Genomic DNA, 22,654 nt, shown 5'->3' on the forward strand with positions numbered 1-22,654 from the left:
CTTTTTGGTATATAGCGAAATAGGTTTTTTTGCTTTTAGTTTAAGAACAGGATTTATATGGTAATTATTGTTAAAGTTAACTAAATTTTTTTATCAGTTATAATATTTTTTAAGAAAGTATAATTTTGAACAAAAATTAATTGGATCTAATTTCAGGAACAATTAATCTTTTTAATCTTCATCATTTTCAATTATTTAGATTTTGTAATAGAAATAAATGCTATTTTTGTGACGTGAAATGGATAACAATCATATTGTCGGTTTATTTAATGGCGCTTTCCAATATGCCTTGTGCAGATATGGAGATCGATAGCGCTGTTCATAAAACGGCACAGTTTTCCTCAGAAGCCAATCATTCACACGATAAAGACAATGATTTATGTTCACCATTTTGTGCTTGTAATTGTTGTGGTGCCCAGGTTTTAAGCTATCAAACCCCTCTGGTTTTTGATTTTCCTGTAGCCTGTTCCCTTATTTCGATTCCTTTACCCAATTATAATTCTGTTTTTGCTTCCAATTTCTACGGAAGTATCTGGCAACCCCCTCAAATAGTATAATGATGCCCGTCCGATAGCTATCGGGATTCGGGTAGAGTATGGTGGATATTCCACAAAAGTGACAGACAAAACTTTGTCTAATTTCTCACATCATTATACCATTAAAATGTTAGATAAAATCATACAGTTTAGTATAAAGAATAAATTCGTTATACTGCTATTTACCCTTGTTTTAATAGCCTGGGGAAGCTATTCGCTTAAAAAATTACCCTTAGATGCTTTGCCGGATATTACCAATAATCAGGTGCAGATTATCACGACAGCTCCCACTTTGGCCAGTCAGGAAGTCGAACAATTAATAACCTACCCGCTGGAACAAGCCGTAAAAACAGTTCCGGATGTGATCGAACTTCGTAGTATTTCCCGTTTCGGGTTATCCGTTGTTACCGTTGTTTTTGAAGATGATGTTGATATTTACTGGGCCCGGGAACAAATCTTTCAACGCTTAAAACAAGCCGAGGAAAACATTCCCGCTTATGCCGGTTCGCCTGAATTAGCCCCTATTTCAACCGGATTGGGAGAAATTTACCAATATGATGTATATGCCAAAAAAGGCTACGAAAACAAATATGATGCGGTAAAATTAAGAACGATTCAGGACTGGATTATTATTCCACAACTGCAAGGCGTTAAAGGCGTTGCAGATGTGAGTACCTGGGGTGGAAAACTAAAACAATACGAAATTGCCGTTAACCCTAATACCTTAAACAGTCTGGGCGTAACGATTACCGAAATTTTTGAAGCCCTTGAAAAAAACAACCAGAATACCGGAGGCGCTTATATTGAAAAAGATCAGTATGCCTATTTTATTCGTGGTGTCGGAATGGCAAAAGGCACAAAAGACCTTGGAAATGTAGTGGTGAAAAACCGAAATGGTTCGCCCGTTTTAGTCCGTGATGTTGCCGAAGTTAGAGAGGGCGTTGCCTTACGTTACGGGGCTTCAACCAAAGACGGAAAAGGAGAAATCGTTTCCGGAATGGTTTTGATGCTTAAAGGCGAAAATTCCAGCGCAGTTGTTGACCGCGTTAAAGAAAGAATGATTCAGATCAATAAAAGCTTACCCGAAGGCGTTGCTGCCGAAGCTTTTATTGACAGGGGAAAACTGGTTGATAATGCCATCGGAACTGTTACAAAAAACTTACTGGAAGGCGCCTTAATCGTTATTTTTGTACTGATTTTATTCCTGGGCAATCTTCGTGCAGGATTGATCGTGGCTTCAGTTATTCCGTTAGCAATGTTGTTTGCCATTATTTTGATGAATGCCTTTGGCGTAAGCGGAAATTTAATGAGTCTGGGAGCAATTGATTTTGGAATCATTGTCGATGGAGCCGTGATTATTGTGGAAGCCACGATGCATCATTTACAAAAACTCAAAAGCAAAAAAGAATTGTCGCAAAACGAAATGGATGCCGAAGTCTACAATTCAGCTTCAAAAATCAGAAATAGTGCGGCTTTTGGAGAAATCATCATTCTGATTGTTTATCTGCCTATTTTAGCCTTAATAGGTACCGAAGGTAAAATGTTCAGGCCCATGGCCATGACAGTTGGTTTTGCTGTAATTGGTGCTTTCATACTTTCGCTGACGTATGTACCCATGATGAGTGCTTTATTTCTTTCGAAAAAAACAGAGCATAAGGAAAATTTCAGTGACCGAATGATGCTTTGGTTTGAAAAATTGTACATGCCATTTTTAAATAAAGCATTACAATTTAAAAAGATCGTTCTGGGAATAGCACTTGGCTTATTTGTAGTTGGCTTAATTGTTTTTCAGCGTATGGGAGGAGAATTTATTCCAACAATCGAAGAAGGCGATTTGGCTATAAATGCGACCATCATGACCGGAAGTTCGCTGACGCAAATGGTGGAAACGACCACTAAATACGAACAAATTTTAAAAGCCAAATTTCCGGAAATCAAAACCATAGTAACCAAAATAGGAAGTGGGGAAATCCCGACAGATCCCATGCCTATCGAAAGCGGCGATTTGATTATTGTACTCAAGGACAAAAAGGAATGGTCAAAAAAATACCATAACTGGGAAGAACTGGCAAACGCCATGAAAGAAGAGATGGAAATCATTCCGGGCGCCAATATTGAGATTTCGCAACCTATTCAGATGCGTTTTAACGAGTTAATGACCGGAAGCCGAAGCGATATCGCCATTAAAATTTTTGGAGATGATTTGGAAATTCTGGACGCCAAAGCTACCGAGTTAATTTCGAAGATCAAAAGTATCGAGGGAATTGGGGATCTAAAAGCCGATAAAGTAAGCGGATTACCTCAAATTACCATCAAATACGATTACAATAAAATTGCCTTATACGGATTGAATATTTCAGATATCAACCAGATTATCCGTTCGTCGTTTGCCGGAGAAAGTGCCGGAAAAATCTATGACGAAAGTAAAAGGTTTGATGTTGTGGTAAGAATGAACGAAGACAATCGGGCAGATATTACCGATGTGAGTAATTTATTTATTCCGTTGCCAAACGGCCAGCAAGTACCACTTTCGCAAGTGGCTACAGTTGATTATGAACAAGGTCCGGTACAAGTAATCCGTGAAGACGGAAAACGCCGAATCACCGTTGGATTAAACGTTCGGGGCCGCGATATAAAAAGTGTGGTAGAAGAAATTCAGCAAAAGCTGGATAAAGATTTTAAACTTCCTGCAGGATATTATATCACTTACGGAGGTCAGTTTGAGAACTTAATCGAAGCCACCAAACGACTTTCGGTAGCATTGCCTATTGCTTTGGGATTAATATTAGTGTTGCTGTACTTTACTTTTAAAAGTTTTAAACAAGCCGGATTGATTTTTACCGCTATTCCTTTATCGGCCATTGGAGGTGTTTTTGCACTCTGGCTACGCGGAATGCCGTTTAGTATTTCGGCAGGAATTGGCTTTATTGCTTTATTCGGAATTGCGGTTTTAAACGGAATTGTCCTGATTTCGTATTTCAATCAGCTTAAAGCAGAAGGCATTTTAGATCCGCTGCAAAGAGTTTTAATTGGAACGAAAACCAGATTACGCCCTGTTTTAATGACCGCAGCCGTAGCCTCGTTGGGATTTTTGCCCATGGCATTATCAACAAGCGGAGGAGCAGAAGTACAAAAACCTTTGGCAACCGTAGTGATTGGTGGTTTATTCTCTGCAACATTATTAACGTTAATCGTTTTACCAATTCTTTATTTGCTGTTGGAAAGAAAGTTTAACCGCAAAGAGCGCGAAGATTTACGCGAAGAACGCAATGAAAATTTAAAAGATTAAAAAAATGAATTCAATATATATAAAAAACTTAGCGAACCTTGCGAAAAATCTTTTGCGAACTTTGCGGTTAAGCACATTCTTATTGGTGAGCATAGTTACATCGGCACAGGAAAAAATCAGTCTTGAAAAAGCAATAGAACGTGCCAAATTAAACAACATCGATTTAAAAATTGCCGATAAAGAAATCGAAAGACAAACTGTTCTCAAAAAGACCGCATTTCAGCCGGAACCGCTTCAGGTACAATATCAGGGCGGACAATTTAATAGTGTCGATTTTGACCATAACGTTTCAATTCAGCAGTTTTTTCCGATAGGAAATATCACAAAAGCCAACCGACAATTGCAGGAAGAACTGGTAAAACTGGCAGAAAAACGAAAAGCATTATCGTCTTATGAAATGGAAAAAGCGGTTACATTGGCCTATTATCAATATTTGTACGGCGTTTCTATTCAGAAATTAAACCTGGAACTCAATGATATTTACACCAAATTCCTTAAGAATGCCGAACTGCGTTTTCAAACCGGAGAAAGCGGAAATATTGAAGTAATTAGTGCAAAAGCCAAAGTAAAAGAGATTGAAACCCAAAAAGCACAATTAGAATACGATTTGGTGATTTACCAAAAACAACTGCAATTTTTTGTTCAGACCGATGAAAATATTGTGCCTGACGATAAAACGTCTTTGCAATATACAATACTGAAAGAAGAAGGAAATTCGAAAGCAGAAGGTTTAATGACCGATTTTTATCAGCAGCAAATATCGGTATATCAAAAAGAAGCCAATACGTATAAAGCCATGCGGACACCTAAACTGGGATTGGGATATTTTGCCCAAACGATCAATACCGAATCTTTGTTTCAGGGTTTTACAGCCGGATTGCAGATTCCGTTATTTGGGGGTGTTAATACAGCTAAGGCACAAGCTTCGGCTATTAGTATTTCGCAATCGCAATTGGCTTTAGACAAAAATAAACTGACGCTGAACCTGCAAAAGCAGGAATTGCAAAACAACTTTGCAAAGCAGCAAAAAGCATTAGATTATTATCAAAAAGAAGGATTGCAGTATGCGGATCAGATTATCAATACAGCGCAAAAAAGTTATGCTAATGGTGATTTGAGTTATTGGGCGTACATCAGTTTTTTAAATCAGGCGATTGATATTAAAAAACAATATACAGAGGCCATTCATAACTTTAATCAAAGTGCTATCGAACTTCAATTTCCAACCATCAAAAACAATTAAAAATGAAAAATATACTTCAAAATCTAACCGCAGATTTAACCGCAAAGAACGCAAAGGGTTTTTCGCAAAGGTCGCCAGGTTTAATCTCTTTGCGTACTTTGCGCTTTTCTCTCTTTGCGTGCCTTGCGGTTAGCTTATTTGCATGTAATGAAAAGAAAGCAGAAGAAGCTCCTGAAGAAGAAAAATCACAAACAGAAGTCGCTTTAAACGAATCTCAATATAAAACAGTCGGAATCGAAACGGGAGTTTTAGAAAACAGAAACCTGAATAAAGTCATCAAAGCAAACGGATATACGACTGTTCCGCCACAAAACTCTGCCGAGGTTTCGACTTTGATAGGAGGGACGGTGAAGGATATTTTTGTTTTAGAAGGAACTTTTGTAAACAAAGGAAAAGTTTTGGCGACGATTCAGAATCTCGAAGTAATCGAAATGCAGGAAGATTATCATTCGGCTACAGCCAATATCGAATACCTGCAATTAGAATACAATCGCCAGAAAACTTTAAGTGATGAAAATGTAAATCCAAGAAAAGTTTTTCAGGAAGTAAAATCGAAACTGGCAGCCGAAAGAGCCCGTGCACAAGCAGCTAAGAATAAATTAGAAGCGTTGCATGTCAGTACAAAAGGCAGTACTTCGTTAGTGCCCATTGTGGCTCCAATAAGTGGTTATGTAGGCAAAATAAGCATCGCAAAAGGGGCTTATGCACAAACGGGAGTCGCATTATTTGAAGTCGTAGACAATAGCCAGATGCATTTGGATTTAAATGTTTATGAGAAGGATTTGGGAGCTATCTCGGTGGGGCAGGTAATAGATTTTGTTTTAACGAACCAATCTAATAAATCGATAAAAGGAAAGATCTTCGGAATCAATAAATCTTTTTCTAATGAAAGTAAAACGGTTGCCGTACATGCCAAAATTGAACCGGCAGATGCAAAAGGATTAATTCCCGGAATGTACGTTTCTGCGAATATCAATATTACAAATGCTACGGTTCCGGCAGTAGCAAAAGATGCTGTGGTTCGAAATGCAGATAAGTATTTTGTATACATTCAGGAAGACGATCATGAAGAAGAGAAGAATAAAGGTGCAGGAAATCATGAGAAGGAAATTCACTTTAAAGCCATTGAAGTTGTTCCGGGAACTACAGATTTAGGTTTTACAGAAGTAAAATTTGTAGATAAACTTCCTGCAGATGCCAAAATTGTTACAAAAGGTGCTTTTTATCTGCTTTCTGCTATGAAAGGCGGAGGCGAGCACGGACATTAAAAGGGGTTTGTTTCAGGTTTATTTTGTTTCACGTTTCAAGTTGTTGAACCTGCTAAATTTTCGTAAATATTTGCGAAACATGCGATTAACTCGTTTTAAATCTGAAAACTGAAACAAAGAAAACTAAAATAAAACTTAACGAGATTAAATAATTTTGCGTAGAAACAATTGCAACAAAATCCTTAAATTTAGACAAAGTTTGAACTTGAAACCTGAAACAAGGAGAACTTGAAACAATAATTTTAAAAACTTGAAACCCGTCTTATGGAACATATACATAAAGAAGAAAAGATAACAAAAAAGAAAATTAATCAGTCCGGATGCTGTTCCACTCACGAAGAACATGCACACTCAGATGATGACGGACATGATCACGATCACAGCCATAATGCGGATGGCGGTATCTTTCAAATGTTTTTGCCCGCCATAATCTCCTTTGTTTTATTGCTTATCGGGATTGGCTTTGACAATTATTTTCCACAAACCTGGTTTTCAGGTTATGTTAGGATTGCCTGGTATGTTGTAGCATACTTACCGGTAGGATTTCCTGTGTTGAAAGAAGCCTACGAAAGCATTATGAAAGGCGATGTTTTCTCAGAGTTTTTCCTGATGTGTATTGCTACTATTGGTGCTTTTGCGATATCACAATATCCGGAAGGAGTTGCCGTAATGTTGTTTTATACTATTGGAGAAAATTTCCAGGGATTAGCCGTTAGCAGGGCAAAATCGAATATCAAAAGTTTACTGGATCAGCGTCCTGATGAAGTAAATGTTTTGGAAAACAATGTGGCTACAAAAGTCAAAGCGGCTGATGTTACGATAGGATCGATTATTCAGCTAAAAGCCGGAGAAAAATTAGGATTAGATGGTGAATTATTGTCTGATACTGCTTCGTTTAATACTGCGGCATTAACGGGAGAAAGTAAACCGGATACCAAAGTAAAAGGAGAAACTGTTTTAGCCGGAATGATCAATGGCAATACTATTGCATTAGTAAAAGTAACCACGGCCTATAAAGACAGTAAGCTTTCGAAAATCTTAGAAATGGTACAGAATGCCACAACTAAAAAAGCACCTGCCGAATTGTTTATCCGCAAATTTGCGAAAATCTATACACCAATCGTCGTGTATCTGGCGATTGCCATTTGTTTGCTGCCAATGCTTTTTGTGACCGATTACGTTTTTGCCGATTGGTTGTACAGAGCTTTGGTTTTCCTTGTAATTTCATGTCCATGCGCTTTGGTGATTAGTATTCCGTTAGGATATTTTGGCGGAATTGGTGCTGCCAGTAAAAACGGAATTTTATTTAAAGGAAGTAACTTTTTAGACAGCATTTCGACCATTCAGAATGTCGTGATGGACAAAACCGGAACGATGACCGAAGGTGTTTTTAAAGTTCAGGAAGTCATTATTTCAGCGGAATTTGATAAAGATGAAATTTTGAAGTTCGTGAATGTTCTGGAAAGTCAGAGTACCCATCCGGTGGCGACGGCCATTCACAATCACGTGGGACAGATTGATTCATCAGTTGAACTGAAAAATGTAGAAGAAATTGCCGGACATGGATTAAAAGCTGAAATCAACGGAAAAGAACTGCATGTAGGGAATTTTAAATTAATGGATAAATTCAATATTAAATATGACATTGATCCCAATAAAGTGGTTTACACTACCATTGCTATCGCCTACGATAAAAAATTTGCAGGATATTTAACCATTGCCGATGAAATCAAAGCCGATGCCCGGGAAGCTGTAAGTAAACTAAAAGCATTAGGGGTAAAAGTAACCATGCTGAGCGGTGATAAAGCCAATGTAGTACAATTTGTTGCCGATACATTAGGGATATCCAACTCTTATGGAGATTTATTGCCGGAAGATAAAGTCGATAAACTAAACGAAATTAAAGCCAAAAATGAAACCGTAGCTTTTGTTGGCGACGGGGTAAATGATGCTCCTGTTATCGCTTTAAGTACCGTTGGGATTGCGATGGGAGGTTTAGGAAGCGACGCCACTATTGAAACTGCCGATGTGGTGATCCAGGATGATAAACCCAGCAAAATTGCAATGGCAATTAATATTGGGAAACAAACCAAAAAAATTGTCTGGCAAAATATTACGCTGGCTTTTGTAGTAAAAGCTTTTGTACTAATCCTGGGGGCTGGCGGACTTGCCACGATGTGGGAAGCCGTTTTTGCCGATGTTGGAGTCGCCTTACTGGCGATATTAAATGCTGTGAGAATTCAGAAGATGAAGTTTTAATTTCAAAATAAATAAAAAGGAGCCGTTTCATACTACAATTTGAGACGGTTTTTTTATACTTTTTAGGGTCTGTAAACTTGATTTTATTTATTCTTATCCGGAATAACAACGGAGGTATAAAGACTATACAATTCCCACCCTAGAGATTCGTAGAATAGTTTACCTTCTTCTGTGGCTACTAAAAAATTATGGTAAACGCTATTGGCAAGGGCAATTTTCTCGAGCTCTTTCATCACTAAAGTGCCAAGTCCCATTCGTTTATGATTGGGTTCAGTTGAAATTCTGTCATAAACTGCCAGATCATCGACAAGAACAACGCGTCCTGTTGCCGCCAATTCCCCCTTTCTGGTAACAATTCGAACAAGATAAGTCGAGTTGTATTGCTCAAATTCTACTTTATAAGCAGTGTGCAAAGTACGGTTTGGAATATCCATTTTGTGCCAACAATACATCATATAACCTTGAGGCTGAACAATCCATTTTTTGGATACGCTATTTTTTAGTTCATCAGGCGAAGCACAAACTTTTATAAAAATTCCCGGTTGATCAATAGATTTTGATAATTGAATAAGATCATCATTAAGAGCTGTAAAAACATAGCGCCTTTTTTGATCTTCATACCCAACATCGACCATAAGTCCCGATTTGTACGGTACAGGTGATGGCAATTTTCTGGATAAGGACCAGGCGGTAAGCCATTTTACGACTATATCAAAGGGAATTTTTTTTTGAAGCATACGACAAAACCAGCATTAGGCAAAAATGTAACTGTTTTAATTTTTATAAAAATCTTCCGTTTCCTGAATTAAACCTTTCAATAATTCAGTTGTAGATTTCTCACTAAAACCATTAATAGATTGTCCCATCCAAATGCCTACAAAATCAGCAAGCTCTTTTTCTTTTGCAGCTTTTCTAAGTTCATAGGTTAATTTATTCTGATAGGGATAGGGCAAAACATACTCAGAATGCTCAATGATTTCAATAAATTTATTTTTGACTCCTCGGGCATATCTTCCTGAAAAAGATTTTGTTAGCATTATATCTTCTTCTTTAGCCCATTTTAAGTGGTTCTTTTCAAATGGTTTTAAGGCACTTTCTGTTGCTCCTAAAAGTAAGCTTCCTACCTGAACTCCCGCAGCTCCTAAAGTTTTTGCGGCCAGAAGGGTTTTTGCGTTGTAAATTCCGCCTGCATAAATTAAAGGATTCTTTACTTGTTCCGCTATTTGAGACAACAAAGAAATTCCGCCAATTTGGGCTATTTTATCAGCTTTAAAACTTCCTCGATGACCACCGGCTTCAATTCCCTGAACGCAGATAATATCTGTTTCTTTTTCGGATAAAATCTTAGCTTCTTCTACAGAAGTACAGGTTCCTATTAAAAGAACATTGTTTTTCTTTAAAAGTGCTATCGATTGATCGTCGATACATCCAAAAATAAAACTCAGAATTTTACATTTTTGACTGATAATAGCTTCGATCTGATCGTGATAATCCGTTATTTTTAAGGTGTTTAATTCCGGTAACACGACGTGAAGCCCGTTTTCATTGGCCAGATGTTCTATAAAAGTCTTCGCTTTAAAGTATTGTTCTGTAAGCGTGGCATCAATTTTTGGAACTTCATTTACAAAAATGTTGACTGCAAATGGCTGGTCTGTCAGCTTTTGAGTATCGTTAATAAGTTTGATGCAGTTTTCAGGACTTAAATCTGCAAGAGGTAATGATCCTAAACAGCCTGCCTTAGAACTTGCCGCTGTCATTTGCGGTGTTGTAACCCCAAACATAGGCGACTGAATAAGAGGGTATTGAATATTAAGTAAATCTGTAATCGAATTTTTCCAGTTCATCTCCTATAAATTTTATTATTCTTACTATTTCTTTAAATGCTTTTGTTCCTGAATTTCTCCATTGCCAAAAGACCAATTTTCTAATCCATTATTTTCTAATAAAATAATGATGATGTTATTGATCAGTATTTCTGTTGAAGCCGAAATTCTTGTAGCAATTTGATGGTACAGCTTCTTTTTTTGATCTAATGATCTTCCCTGGCCTGCAGTGATCTGAACGTATATAATATCTTGGGAATGCGAAATACCAAGATAACTCTCAGGGTATTTTATTTGATGAGGTGCTAACTCTTCAATAACATGAAAATAATCAGCTTCAGGAATATGAAATTCTGCTATTAGAGATTGATGAATTGATGCTGAAATATTATTTTTTGTTTCCTGCGAAAGTTTCTTGGGAAGACTGATTCGGACAAATGGCATTTTTTTAAATTTTAAGTTGGTTATAAAAATAAAAAATATTAGAATATAAAAGTAAGAATTTTATTAAAATTTTTAATTCCCTTATTTTCTACACCCACTTTAGTTTTATTACTTTCAGAAGGGGTCTGAGTTGGAAGTTTCGATTTGGTTTTACGATAATCAATAAACCGTCGTCATCACCAATGGCAGCAAAAAGTTCGCTGTTCAGCCTGGTTATTTTAGTAGACTGCTTTAAATGGAGGATGGTTTGTTTCTTTATTTTGCAATTCAGAAGGTTTTCTGAATCTGGAACTTGACTCCAGTTTGAAGATAATACAGCCCTCTTTATGTTCATGTACGGAAACATTAATCCATAATGGAAAGTAGTGCTTAGGATGCGTAAGAAAATCAATAACGTTATCTAATTCTTTGACCTGATTAGGAATATCATAGTTGTTTAAAACTACTAATCTCATAAAATCATCAGCTGAATTGTGATTTTTGGTAGGCTCTTCATCTATTGTTACTAAAAATTTATAAATTGTCGAGGACTGTTTTTGGGCGGAGCATATTTCCTCAATTGTTTTCAAAAGATTTTCTCTAAATAATTGCTTATTCATCTGATTAAAGTTCTTACTTAATTCCTGTTTTGGCATCTGAATAATTTTTGGTCTTGTAAAGATATTTATTTCAAAACATTCTTTGAGTCAAAAAAGCCTGTTTCAGAAAAGAAACAGGCTTAGCAGGTTTAAAAATTATTGGGGGCAATTTGCAAACCATTTTAAGTCTGTAATTATAAATTACTTCGGCATTGCTGGCGTTATAATTCGTCGTGTTGGCGTGCTCAACGTTTCGATAAAAGCCAAAAGATCGCTTATTTCTTCTTTACTTAAATTCAGTTTCTTAAGAGCAGGATCTACTTTCGGAATTAGGGAATCTCTCGCTGTTCCCAGATATTTTTTCTGAACAGGAGAAGGGTTTCCTCCGTTATACAATTCCACAACATCCAATAAACTCGGAAAATGCCCGTGATGCATCCACGGTTTTGTGTTGACCACTTCACGAAGCGTTGGCGTTCTGAATTTGCCAATGTCTTTTACATCTTTCGTGACATTATAACGTCCGAAATCTTCATTTTTAGTGCCAAATAAAGTCTGACCATCGTTATGAAACTGATTGTCGCTGAAATAAGGCGTATTATGACAATTGATGCATTGCGCTTTGGTTCTGAATAAATGCATTCCTTTAACCTGAGAATCAGAATAAGCCTCTGATTTTCCGCTCACAAACTGGTCAAATTTACTTTTCGGACTATTGATTGATCTTTCAAAAGTCGCAATCGCATATTGAATTCGTTCTAAAGTCACTTTTTTGTCTCCAAAAGCAGCTGCAAATAAAGAATTATAACCTTTAATCTTCGCAATTTTATCAACGGCAATGGTCAGTTTCTCGTTCATTTCCAAAGGATCCGAAACAGGAAACTGTGCCTGATCTTCTAAACTAGAAGCGCGTCCGTCCCAAAATAAAGAAGTGGCATACGCCGAGTTTAAAATCGTCATCGAATTTCGTTTTCCCGTTTGGCGATCATGCCCGAAAGAACGCGTCAAATTATCTGTCCAGCCCAATTCTGGATTATGGCACGAAGCACAGGCAATTTGTCCGCTTCGGGATAACCTCGGATCAAAAAACAAAATCTTTCCCAAGCTTTCTTTTTCCTTAGAATACGGATTATAAGCAGGATAAGGAACAGCAGGAAGCCCTCCAATATCCTGAAATTTAGATTTATCGACACTTTCGTGCAATTCCGCAGCTGGCCATTTTGAAACATCACCGCCGGAATAGACTTTTCGTAATTCCTGAACATCTATATAATCGGGCTGTTCAACGCTTTTATAAGCCGACAAACCCAGCAGGAATAGGAGAGGGAAGATTAGTTTTTTCAATTTTTTATCTTTTTGTTTTTGTTTTTGTTTCAGGTTTCACGTTCTGCAGCAACTTGAAACCTGAAACCTGAAACTTTTTTTTTTGTTTTACCCGCCAAAAACTTTGACAAAGCTCTATGGCGATCAACCATCAACAATTCCCCATTAAAGCGTAACTTCTTTCGGACAGTCTACTGTTAAGGGATTAATTTTTGGATAGGTCTTGTTATTGTACATTTTATATTGTCCCGAAACTGTACCGCCAAAAAGTTTATCATTTGTTAGTTTTAATTCAAAAGAAATTTCAAATAAGCCTGCACTGATTTCTTTATAAGTTCCTTCACCGGAAATGGCAATGCTGTAGCTGTTTTTGTTCGTTCCTGCAATGGTAATATCCTGCGGAATTACTAAAACTTTTCCACTTGTTTTACTGTTTCCTTTATCTGGGAAAAATTCTAAAGCTGAGGTAATATTAAAACCCGGAGAACTTGCAGCAGCTATGGCTTCATTAGTAAACCATCTTTTTAAATTAAAAGAATTCGTTGTTGAAGTTCCGGTTACCACATTAAACCCAATTTTGAAAGCATCATGATATACGTCATCGTTTGTATTTGCTGTGCCTTTATCGCTGTATAAAATGGCATTTTCATTGTCTTTGGTTACTACAACCGGAAAAGTAAATGCATTAAATGCCTGCCACGCACAGGTTCCGCTTTTGTCAAACCAGTTTTCACCATAAGTTAAATAAAACTGATTAGATAAATCATAAAATTTGGAAGCCGGATTTGCCTGAACATCTCTAAGCGATTTTATTGGTTTGGCAATGGTTAAAACTGTATTTCCGGTAGCAATGTAATTTGTAGAAGTAACAAGAGAAAGTTTTGTTTCGTAACGAACATCATCATTTTGAATGTCTTCTAAAAGTGTAAGATGATACGTGATCGAACTTCTATTGTCTCCATAATCATCATGCGTTAAAGAATATTCAAAACCATTTACAAATTTGAAAATGCTGGTTTGGTCAATTTCCTCAGGAACAAATCCGTTTGGGAAATTAACTTTAAAATCGATTTTTTCCCCAACTTGCCCTTTCAGAAGATAACTATTTACAGGAAAGGTATAAGGCGTGACCACTTCACCTAAATTAATTGTAAAAATATCATTTGGAGCTGCAGTATTTCGATTTCCAATATGAATATTAGCATCTGATGTGTTTTCTAATTTTAAGGTGATGGTTTGTTTGTCTTTCCATCTTTTATCAAATGACAGATAGATAGTATCGGTCAATTTACTGCCCTGAAACAGTAATTCGGTCGCTGGCTCTAGTGTAAATGTATCTGGGCTTCCGGAAGTAACCGCACTGAATGTTGCCGTAACCGGAGTTTTTAAAGATGAAGTAGTTAAAGTAACCGGTACTTTAAGTATTTTAACCGATTTGTTTTCGTAGTCTGCAGCTGGCAAAGTAGTTGTACTTACTCTTGGATATTCTAATGGAACTCCATTTAGAGTCATAAAATTGAATCTGATAAAAGGATCAATATTTTGTGAATCCAGTTTATAATCATCTTTAGAACAAGATGAAAGTAAGATTACAACTAGGCATAATGCGGATATAATTTTAGTATGATTCATTTTGTTTTAAGTTTGAGTTAAGAGTTATATTTCTGCGTGGTATTGGTAATACATATTTTGTAGACGGATAAGTTAAGCCGCAGCTAAGCGAGATACAGCCGTCATTACGGGAAACATCTTTTTTGTTTCGGGCAATATCAAAAAATAAGTGCCCTTCAAAACAAAGCTCTTTTCTACGCTCCAGGAACAATAGGTCTGCAATATTATTGTTGTTTGTAAGTAGTGATGCTTTTGCTCTGGCTCTAATACTATTAATATCTGTTCTGGCTTGATCCGGGTTATTCAATCCAATAGCAGCTTCGGCGCGGATTAAATATTGTTCGCTTAATCTAAAAGCCACATAACCAGGATTGTTTTGAAATTTTTTTGTAAAATTGTAATCTCTTGGAACCGATTGTAAATTAACGATTGTTGGAATTGATCGGGTTAAAAATAATTGCTTTCTGATATCTGTGTTTTCATACAGATTTACCAAATCGTCAGATGCAGCATAAGTACCATAATTTGTATTGTTGGTATATCCATATTGTGCAAATAGCGATCCACTTACCGCCCCATCATTAGATCTTGGAATAGAAAATTCTAATAGAATCTCTGAAACAGGAAGATCTGGCTGTTCCCATTGTGCTATGTAGTTGTCTGAACTTATTAAATTCACGCCAGAATTTGTAATAATATCATTGGCTGTATCATAAGCATTTTTCCAATCTTTTTTAGATAAATAAACTTTGGCTAATAAGGCTTTAGCACTTATTTTATTAAAATAAGAATAAGAAGGCCCATCAAATAAATTTACACCAGAATACAGATTTAGGGCAGTTGTAATATCTTCAATTATAAAAGTATATGTATTTGCGACTGTTTCTCTCGCCGGATAAGTAAGTTTTTCGTTTATTGAAGTTTTATTGTAGACGATTCCAGGATGAGAAGCATCTGCTGTATAACCATAATTTTGAGCATATATTTCGCTTAGTAAAAAATGTATATAAGCTCTAATTGTTAATGCTTCTGCTTTTATTTGATTTTTCTCTTCTATTGTTGCATCCGGAAGAGCATCTGTAAATTCTAAAAACAAATTGGTTTGATTGATGATATCATAACAATTACCATAAAATGAAGCAAAATTGGAAGATTCAGCTACATCGTCAAAGGAATAAATTCCTGTAACACTTCCTGCCACAGTAATCTGACCATTAGAAGTACCACTGCTTATTGTGGGGGTAAATTTTAAATTTCCGCCCTGTAAATCTGCATAAACGGCAAAAGGGGCCGTTCGGACCGCTGCTTCAACTTCACCATACATTCCTCTCATTGCCTGCAGTACGCCTTCTTTGTTTTTTAACTGTTCTGTAATAGAAGTTTGAGTACCAGGTTCTTGTTCCAGAAAATCACTACAGCTTTGCAATAATACTATTGAGGCCAGTAGGAAAGTTACTTTTAGTTTTATCGTATGTTTAAAATGTTTCATTTTTTAAAATTTTGTATTAATTCCACATGAAATTGTTCTCGACTGCGGATAATTAAAGCTGAATTCTCTAATTCCATTCATTCCTGAAGGGCTTTTTTCTTTATACCAATAAAGTGCATTAGAAACATCTGCAAAAACGGTCAAAGTTTCCAGAAAAGTGTTTTTGATTGGCACATTATAGCTCAGGGTGATATTACTAATTTTAATATAAGTAGCATCATAAACATATTTGCTTAAATTAGGAAGCAGTGTATTTCTGCTAGGAGCAGGCTGTGAAACAATATCACCCTGATTTTTCCAGTAATCATAAGCATTTACAGACATATTTCGGTTTGATAAATTACTGTACTTTGAAACGATTTCATCCGAAATTAATTTGTCGCCTCCCCACTGGAATGCTCCGGTAAAAGACAAAGTAAAACGGTTGTTGAATGAAAAACTATTGCTGAAGCCTCCAAATGCTTTTGGCTGCATATCGCCTATAGGCTCCCAGTCAGTTTCGTTAAACAAACTTCTCCAGGTTGCAGCATCGTAAAGCTGTCCGTCTTTTCGAATTAAATCGCGACCTGTTGCAGGATCAATACCAGCCCATTTTATTCCCCAAATAGTTGTTGTACTGTAACCAATTTTTTGAGCAAGAGCAAGATTGGCTATAGAATAATCACTTCCTAAACCAACTAAATCGGTTACTTTATTATCAACTGTTGAAATATTGAAAGAAGATGTCCATTTGAATTTTCCTTTTTGAAACCATTTAATTCTTGTAGTCAGTTCAAAACCTTTATTATACATACTTGCTGCGTTCAATTGCATACTGCTGTAACCCGTTTCTGTGGGGATTTCGCGGCTTGTAATCAAATCGTTTAAGTCATCATAATAATATTCTAATGATAATTCTATAGTATTAAATACATTAAAATCGACACCTGCATTAAACTTTTTGTTCTTTTCCCAGCTTAAATTTCCGTTTGGAGAAGTACTTGGCGTAGCATAAGAACCTCCATTATATCCATTTTGAAGGACACTATACAAACCTTTAGAACGGTAAGAACCAATTCTGGAATTTCCTGTAGAACCATAACTTACTTTTAATTTTAAGAAATCAATCCAGGAAGAGTGATTTAAGAAATTTTCATTAGAAATTATCCAGGCCAAACCAGCACCACTGTTTAAGGCAACGTTTGTATCGTCTCCAAAAACAGAACTTTCGTCACGTCTTATATTTCCTAAGACAAAATATCTTTTTTTGTAATTGTAATTTAACTGTCCAAAGAAAGAAACACGGGCATTATAATTGATATCACTTCTGTAAGATTGTTTTGTTTTAGATTCATCAGTAGTAGTATCCGGATTATCATCCTGAAGCGCATCCTGAATATTATTAATCACATTCGGATTTACAAATCCTGTTCCTGAGGCAAAATTAAAATTGTTTCTTTCTTGTGAAAGTTCAAATCCTGCAACACCATCAATCGAATTGTTTTTATCTATATCTTTATTAAATATCATTTGCCCCTGCCAGTTCCATTTGGTCGAATTTCGTTTGTTTAATAATCGTCTTCCCCAATTTGAATAAGTCTCTCCATTTAAAAGGAATGTACCATTATTTTGGCCGCTTTCATTTTCACCGGAAAAATAACGATCCTGTACTTTATCCAAATAGTCTAAACCAAATAAAGTTGCAAATCGGATGTTTTTATTAAGTTCATAACCAACGTTTAAACTTCCTAAAATCGCTTTGGATTCAGTTTCATTTTTGTTTTGTTCGATTGCCGCTAACGGATTTCCTCCGGTAGAACCTATTAAACCTATTTTAGAATATGATCCGTCAGCATTGTAAGGAGAAATCGTTGGCAAATATGCAAAATCATAATAGATGTTTGGTGCATCTTTTTTTACATAACTCGGATTGAAAGATAAATTAATGTCCCATTTAGATTGTTTGTAGCCTAAATTTATACTACCATTTAGTTGTTTTGTTGAATTTCCTAATTGTGCTTCATCAATATTCAAATACGTAATATTGGTACGATATGTAATTTTTGAGGTTCCTCCCGAAACACTGAAATTATACTTATTATAAATACCGGAATTATTTAAAATACCGAACCAATCTGTGTTAACTCCATTGTAAGGAACGGGGACATAATTTGGATTTTGGCTTACATTGAACGCATTGTTAATTTCATTATACTGTTCTCCGTTTAAATATTTAATTTGATTGATTGCAGTAGAAACGCCTAACTGATTCGAAAACTGAAACTGAGCCTTTCCTTGTTTTCCTCTTTTAGTCGTAATCAAAATGACTCCGTTTGCTCCGTCGGCACCATAAATACCAACAGCTGCAGCATCTTTTAGAACTGTAAAAGAGTCAATGTTATCAGGAGATATAAACGCTAAAGGATTTGATAAACTTTCTCCAAGACCACCAGTTGCTTCAAAACTTGCACTATCGATACCTTTTTGTTCATTCATGATCACACCGTCAACGATAATTAATGGCTGAGTTGAAGTGCCTAAAAGATTTCCGTTTATAGATTTTAAAGTTCCCTGACCACGAATGTTTATTTTAACCGGAGTTCCAACACCAGAAGTATTTTCGACTAAAACACCTGCAATTTGCCCTTCGACCATTTTATCAATACTTTCTGAAGCCTGTTGTACCGGAATGTCTTTTGACGTCAAAGTAGAAATACTTCCCACAATTTCTTCTTTCAATTTTTTAGTTCCGTAAGAAGACGTAATCACCACCTGATTTAATTCGTCTGTGAATTCTTCCAGATAAAATATAAATTCTTTTTTGTTTTCTGCCTTTACAGTTTGCGATTCCATCCCCAAAAAGCCAGCTTCAAGAACCATATTATTGATATTGTTCCCTTTTAGTTCATAAACAAATTTTCCGTTAAAATCGGTTATAGCACCCATTCCGGTTCCTTTAATACGGATTGTTGCTCCGGCAAGCGGCAGTTTTTCTTTGGCACTATAAACGATTCCGCTTATAAATCTTTCCTTTTCGGTAACGTTTGTATTAGAAGGCGAAGCAGGAGCAGTGCCCGTTAATAAAACCTGTTTGTTTTGAATGTAAAATGAAATATTTTTTCCGGCAAATAATTGCGTTAATGTGGTTTCTAAAGTGGCGTTTTGAACCTTAATATCGGCCAGTTGATTGGCATCAATTTTTCGGGCATTGTAAAGGATCCTAAAATCAGTTTGTTCTTCAATCGATTTAATAATCAAACTAATAGGCTTATTTTTTACCTGTAATGTTATGCCTTTATTCTGAGAAAAACCTTTAAAACTGGATATGAGCAGGGCTAGGAAAAATAGCATTTTCCTGAAATTGGGTATCGTAAAAGTCATGTTTGTTTAGTTATGGAAGATTGGTAATGGTAATTGTATTTTCTTTAATCGAATAATGGAATGGCGTGTCACGTTTTAGAAGTTCTAAAATGTTTTCGACACTCGAGTCGCTAATTTTAATAGTACCAGTGAAATTCTGCCTGGCCAAAACAGTATTTTCATTGATAATTTCGACATCGTAGGTACGCTGAATTATTTTAGCGATTGTAGAAAATGGGGTATCTTTAAAAGCAAGTTCACCTTTTGTCCAGGCCGCATAAAAGGCAGGGTCAACTTCTTTAGTTATAATTTTTTTGGAGTTCATATTCCAGGTTGCCATTTGATTTGGCCTGAGCAAAACCAGATTTTGTTTGTTTTCGACTTCATACATCTGAATGCTTCCTTCAACCAAAGTACCATTAACAGTAGGGTTTTCAGGATAAGCACTCACATTGAATTTGGTTCCGAGAACTTCAATGTCAACCTGATTGGCGTTGACTATAAACGGATGTTCCTTGTCTTTGGCCACTTCAAAAAAAGCTTCACCGGTTAAGTATACATTTCTTTTTCCGTTGATGCCAAATTGTTCCGGATATCTTAAAGTTGTACCTGAATTTAAACTTACAACAGTTCCGTCTGAAAGAATAAGTTTGAATCTTTTGCCGTAAGGAACCTTTAGTGTATTGTAAACTATTTTTTGATCCTCAACTTTTCCGAAATAGATAATTTGGTTTGGAAATTTCTTTGCCACCAAATCGCCTTTGTCATTTACTAATTGCGTCTGATTGTCTGTCGTAATCTTCTCTGAGTGCCCGTCTGCTAATTCCAAAATAATTTCTTTTGATGAATTTTCTTTTTGACTAAAATCGAAAGCCAGTTTTCCCAGACCCAATAGAACTAAAAAGACAGCAGCATATTTCAAATACTGAATTGTTTTCTTTTTTGGCTGAATAGAGATTACCGGAGTTGAATGGTTTGCAATATTTTCAGAAAGCGCTGCTAAAGCCCAGGTTTTCTTTAAGGCAATAAAATGCTTTTTGTTTTCTTCTGAAGCGTCGATCCAGTCAAAAAGTGCCTGAACTTCTGGTTCTGAAGCTTCGTTGGAAAGGTATTTATGAATAATTTCGGTAATCATATTTTGGTTTTTAATCTTCTGGTTATAGTAAGTACACTTCAGAAATAAAATACCCTACCTTTTATTTTTAATTATTACAAATAAGGATAAAAATGAAGAATAAATAATCCGATAATTTCGTTTTTAAAATCTTCAAAGCCTTTGTCATGTGGGCTTCAACCGCTTTTAAGGTTACTTGCATTTCTTCGGCTATTTCTGCATTTTTTTTATCTTCAAAGCGTTTTTTTATAAAAACTTCCCTGGTTTTGGGAGGTAAATCGTTTATATATTCGTGAATTAAACGTTCTAATTCCGTCAATTCTAACGTATCAAATTGCACCGAATTTAAAATTTCGATATCCAGTTCTCTTTCTTTTTGATTGAGTATGTCGCTTTTAAATTTATCCTTCACTTTATTATGACGGATCATATTTAAGCATTTCGATTTGGCATAGGTGTAAAGAAAAGATGGTATGCCGTTGACAGACCCGACGTTTTCTCTGCTTTGCCATAAATGCAAAAAAGCCTCCTGAGCCAGGTTTTCGGCTTCTTCCTGATCATAAATAAACTGAACGCTAAAAGCAGTGATTCGACGAAAGTATTTGTCGTAAAAATAAGTAAAAGCAGTTTCGTCTCCTTCTTTGAAAGATTCAAAAAGATTCAATTCGAAACTGTTATTGTTGTTCATCAAACGAAATTTACTTTGGAAAGGCAATTTCGTAAATTTATAAAACTACACGGATTTGCCTGGAAAGCGGCAAATATAAAAGTTTATTTATATTAATTCTAAATAAAATAGAATTATTGAATATTTGAAGAAATTTTATTCAGAATAGGATTAGAAAGAAGTGAGTTGTTTGTTTTTTACTGCAAAGAAACAAGGTCTTTTATGTACGATACGTTTTACAAAAACGCAAACAAAGATCGCAAGCTTTGCCTGATAGCTTTAGATAAACCCTTGCGAACTTTGCAGTTAAAAATACACTCCTTTTAAAATAGGTTGCGTTTAAAATTTCGCCATCCCAAACCAATTAATATTAAATTGAAAAGTAATAATGGTAAAAATGCTTTTAAAAAGTTGATTTCTGAAGCATCACTGAATGTTTCAACTTTAAATTTCGACCAGTTTTCTTTTTCCACTTTTGCATTATCAAATATTTTTGGATAGAAATACAACCTCATTTTTTCATGGAATTGCTTTGTTTTTTTTAGAAACAAAAGCTGATTTCCTAAATCAGCTTTCGCGATTTCATTCAGCTGCATCTGCGCATGTAAAGTAGGGATAAATTGCCCAATAAACTGACTTGCCGCATTTCGTTGTTGTAATTTGCTTTCTAATTCCTGAGATTGTTTTGCCGAATCATCATCTCCCGCTTGCTGCATTGCATAATACCAAAGCCAGCTGAACTCAGTATTAGGCAAAGGATAATGTGCAAATTGCGGATAATGATGATAAAATTTATCCATAGTAATCTTTTTATCCATATCCCACTTTTCATGATAGGCGTTTCGTTGTTTAACCGTTAATTCTAAAGCTTCGGGAACTGGAAATTTAGTGACAATATAAGTATTGATGGTTGCCGGTAAAATGATAATCAGAAACAACCAGATCGTCAATAAAATAACGGCGTTGAAGTTTGAGTGTTTTTGCAATGAGACAATAAAAAAGCAAACCGCAAACCAAAAAAGGACATATAGAATCCCAATAGTGTAAAAAATGAAAAGTGATGTGTTAAATGGGATGCTTAAAAACAAAACTGCTATAAAAAGCACGATTGTTAAAAGCAAAACCAGACTTAAAATTCGGATATAGAATAATTTGAGAATGTACAAAAAGGTGTTCTGGCTTTGAGTAGCGACAATTTTCCAGGTTCCGCTTTCTTTTTCTTCTGAAACCAGATTATACGAAAATGCAATAATTAAAAGCGGAAAAAGATAAATCAGCACAAAACTAAAATCGATATTTCCGGATAAAAGATTATTCGGATTATTTAGTTCCGCGTCATATTTCTGGCCTTCCAAAGCGCGAATCGTAACACTTTGTATCGACGGATTTACATCTCGCTGACCAATTGCCAGACTGTTTAAAGGCAGTGTTTTGTTGACCAATGAAAACTTGATGTAGTAAAGGAGGAGTCCCATTTCGTCTTTATGAAAAGCCGCATTTCTGGCAATATGTTCTTTTTGATAAAGTGCCGCTTCTTGAATGTTATTCTGTTGTTTTTGCTGAAATTGCTGACCAATTAACAGACTTATAAAACAAATGATTAAAAGGAATATCAGTCCGATTTTGGTTCCTTTAGATCGTATAAAATTTTTAAATAGTAATGTTAACATA

The 22,654-nt window shown here is 35.8% G+C and carries 14 protein-coding genes and 1 pseudogene; 4 read left to right on the forward strand and 11 right to left on the reverse strand.

The genetic code is table 11. The features are described from left to right. Positions 1–233 precede the first annotated feature (233 nt). The 4 genes and pseudogenes from ACHRWY_RS23250 (at position 234) to ACHRWY_RS23265 (ending at position 8,595) form a co-directional block, all read left to right on the forward strand. Entirely contained in the window at positions 234–557 is a 324-nt protein-coding gene (locus ACHRWY_RS23250; RefSeq protein WP_395357776.1) for a DUF6660 family protein, read from the forward strand. A 106-nt stretch (positions 558–663) separates the two neighbouring features. Then, a pseudogene (locus ACHRWY_RS23255) lies at positions 664–5,068 on the forward strand (CusA/CzcA family heavy metal efflux RND transporter). 2 nt (positions 5,069–5,070) lie between these two features. Next, a complete protein-coding gene (locus tag ACHRWY_RS23260; protein WP_395357777.1) occupies positions 5,071–6,336 on the forward strand; it encodes an efflux RND transporter periplasmic adaptor subunit in 1,266 nt (421 codons plus the stop codon). 264 nt (positions 6,337–6,600) lie between these two features. Next, positions 6,601–8,595: a heavy metal translocating P-type ATPase gene (locus ACHRWY_RS23265; RefSeq protein WP_395357778.1), complete on the forward strand. Its 1,995-nt coding sequence runs from the start codon at positions 6,601–6,603 to the stop codon at positions 8,593–8,595. A gap of 83 nt (positions 8,596–8,678) precedes the next feature. On the opposite strand, the gene ACHRWY_RS23270 is transcribed toward ACHRWY_RS23265, so the two are convergent. The 11 genes from ACHRWY_RS23270 to ACHRWY_RS23320 form a co-directional block, all read right to left on the reverse strand. After that, positions 8,679–9,332 (reverse strand): GNAT family N-acetyltransferase, encoded by a 654-nt coding sequence (locus tag ACHRWY_RS23270; RefSeq protein WP_395357779.1) that lies wholly within the window; start codon positions 9,330–9,332, stop codon positions 8,679–8,681. 36 nt (positions 9,333–9,368) lie between these two features. Beyond that, positions 9,369–10,439, reverse strand: coding sequence for an NAD(P)H-dependent flavin oxidoreductase (locus ACHRWY_RS23275; RefSeq protein ID WP_395357780.1), 1,071 nt, complete (start codon positions 10,437–10,439; stop codon positions 9,369–9,371). A gap of 24 nt (positions 10,440–10,463) precedes the next feature. Beyond that, on the reverse strand, positions 10,464–10,862 hold the full coding sequence (locus tag ACHRWY_RS23280; protein WP_395357781.1) for a tautomerase family protein: 399 nt from the start codon (positions 10,860–10,862) through the stop codon (positions 10,464–10,466). 218 nt (positions 10,863–11,080) lie between these two features. Next, the gene (locus ACHRWY_RS23285) at positions 11,081–11,497 is read right to left on the reverse strand and encodes a hypothetical protein (RefSeq protein WP_395357782.1); all 417 of its coding nucleotides are present in this window, start codon (positions 11,495–11,497) and stop codon (positions 11,081–11,083) included. Positions 11,498–11,641: 144 nt separating this feature from the next. Continuing rightward, entirely contained in the window at positions 11,642–12,784 is a 1,143-nt protein-coding gene (locus ACHRWY_RS23290) for a cytochrome-c peroxidase (RefSeq protein ID WP_395357783.1), read from the reverse strand. Between the two features lie 144 nt (positions 12,785–12,928). Further along, a complete protein-coding gene (locus ACHRWY_RS23295) occupies positions 12,929–14,395 on the reverse strand; it encodes a hypothetical protein (RefSeq protein WP_395357784.1) in 1,467 nt (488 codons plus the stop codon). Continuing rightward, positions 14,382–15,863, reverse strand: a complete 1,482-nt coding sequence (locus tag ACHRWY_RS23300; RefSeq protein ID WP_395357785.1) for a RagB/SusD family nutrient uptake outer membrane protein — start codon at positions 15,861–15,863, stop codon at positions 14,382–14,384. Before ACHRWY_RS23300 ends, ACHRWY_RS23295 begins: the two co-directional genes overlap by 14 nt. Positions 15,864–15,866: 3 nt before the next feature. Beyond that, complete coding sequence (locus ACHRWY_RS23305) at positions 15,867–19,223, reverse strand: SusC/RagA family TonB-linked outer membrane protein (RefSeq protein WP_395357786.1); 3,357 nt, start codon at positions 19,221–19,223, stop codon at positions 15,867–15,869. 10 nt (positions 19,224–19,233) lie between these two features. Continuing rightward, entirely contained in the window at positions 19,234–20,337 is a 1,104-nt protein-coding gene (locus ACHRWY_RS23310; protein ID WP_395357787.1) for a FecR family protein, read from the reverse strand. 67 nt (positions 20,338–20,404) lie between these two features. Continuing rightward, positions 20,405–21,004 (reverse strand): RNA polymerase sigma-70 factor, encoded by a 600-nt coding sequence (locus tag ACHRWY_RS23315; RefSeq protein ID WP_395357788.1) that lies wholly within the window; start codon positions 21,002–21,004, stop codon positions 20,405–20,407. Between the two features lie 302 nt (positions 21,005–21,306). Continuing rightward, on the reverse strand, positions 21,307–22,653 hold the full coding sequence (locus ACHRWY_RS23320) for a DUF3526 domain-containing protein (RefSeq protein ID WP_395357789.1): 1,347 nt from the start codon (positions 22,651–22,653) through the stop codon (positions 21,307–21,309). Position 22,654: the final 1 nt, after the last annotated feature.

The organism is Flavobacterium sp. FlaQc-48 (assembly GCF_044007335.1).
In the GTDB taxonomy this organism is placed as follows: Bacteria; Bacteroidota; Bacteroidia; order Flavobacteriales; family Flavobacteriaceae; genus Flavobacterium.

Coding starts and splice junctions, on each gene's coding strand:
- ACHRWY_RS23260 (WP_395357777.1), top strand. CDS start 5,071: ATGAAAAATATACTTCAAAATCTAACCGCAGATTTAACCGCAAAGAAC.
- ACHRWY_RS23265 (WP_395357778.1), top strand. CDS start 6,601: ATGGAACATATACATAAAGAAGAAAAGATAACAAAAAAGAAAATTAAT.
- ACHRWY_RS23270 (WP_395357779.1), bottom strand. CDS start 9,332: ATGCTTCAAAAAAAAATTCCCTTTGATATAGTCGTAAAATGGCTTACC.
- ACHRWY_RS23275 (WP_395357780.1), bottom strand. CDS start 10,439: ATGAACTGGAAAAATTCGATTACAGATTTACTTAATATTCAATACCCT.
- ACHRWY_RS23280 (WP_395357781.1), bottom strand. CDS start 10,862: ATGCCATTTGTCCGAATCAGTCTTCCCAAGAAACTTTCGCAGGAAACA.
- ACHRWY_RS23285 (WP_395357782.1), bottom strand. CDS start 11,497: ATGCCAAAACAGGAATTAAGTAAGAACTTTAATCAGATGAATAAGCAA.
- ACHRWY_RS23295 (WP_395357784.1), bottom strand. CDS start 14,395: ATGAATCATACTAAAATTATATCCGCATTATGCCTAGTTGTAATCTTA.
- ACHRWY_RS23300 (WP_395357785.1), bottom strand. CDS start 15,863: ATGAAACATTTTAAACATACGATAAAACTAAAAGTAACTTTCCTACTG.
- ACHRWY_RS23305 (WP_395357786.1), bottom strand. CDS start 19,223: ATGACTTTTACGATACCCAATTTCAGGAAAATGCTATTTTTCCTAGCC.
- ACHRWY_RS23310 (WP_395357787.1), bottom strand. CDS start 20,337: ATGATTACCGAAATTATTCATAAATACCTTTCCAACGAAGCTTCAGAA.
- ACHRWY_RS23315 (WP_395357788.1), bottom strand. CDS start 21,004: ATGAACAACAATAACAGTTTCGAATTGAATCTTTTTGAATCTTTCAAA.
- ACHRWY_RS23320 (WP_395357789.1), bottom strand. CDS start 22,653: ATGTTAACATTACTATTTAAAAATTTTATACGATCTAAAGGAACCAAA.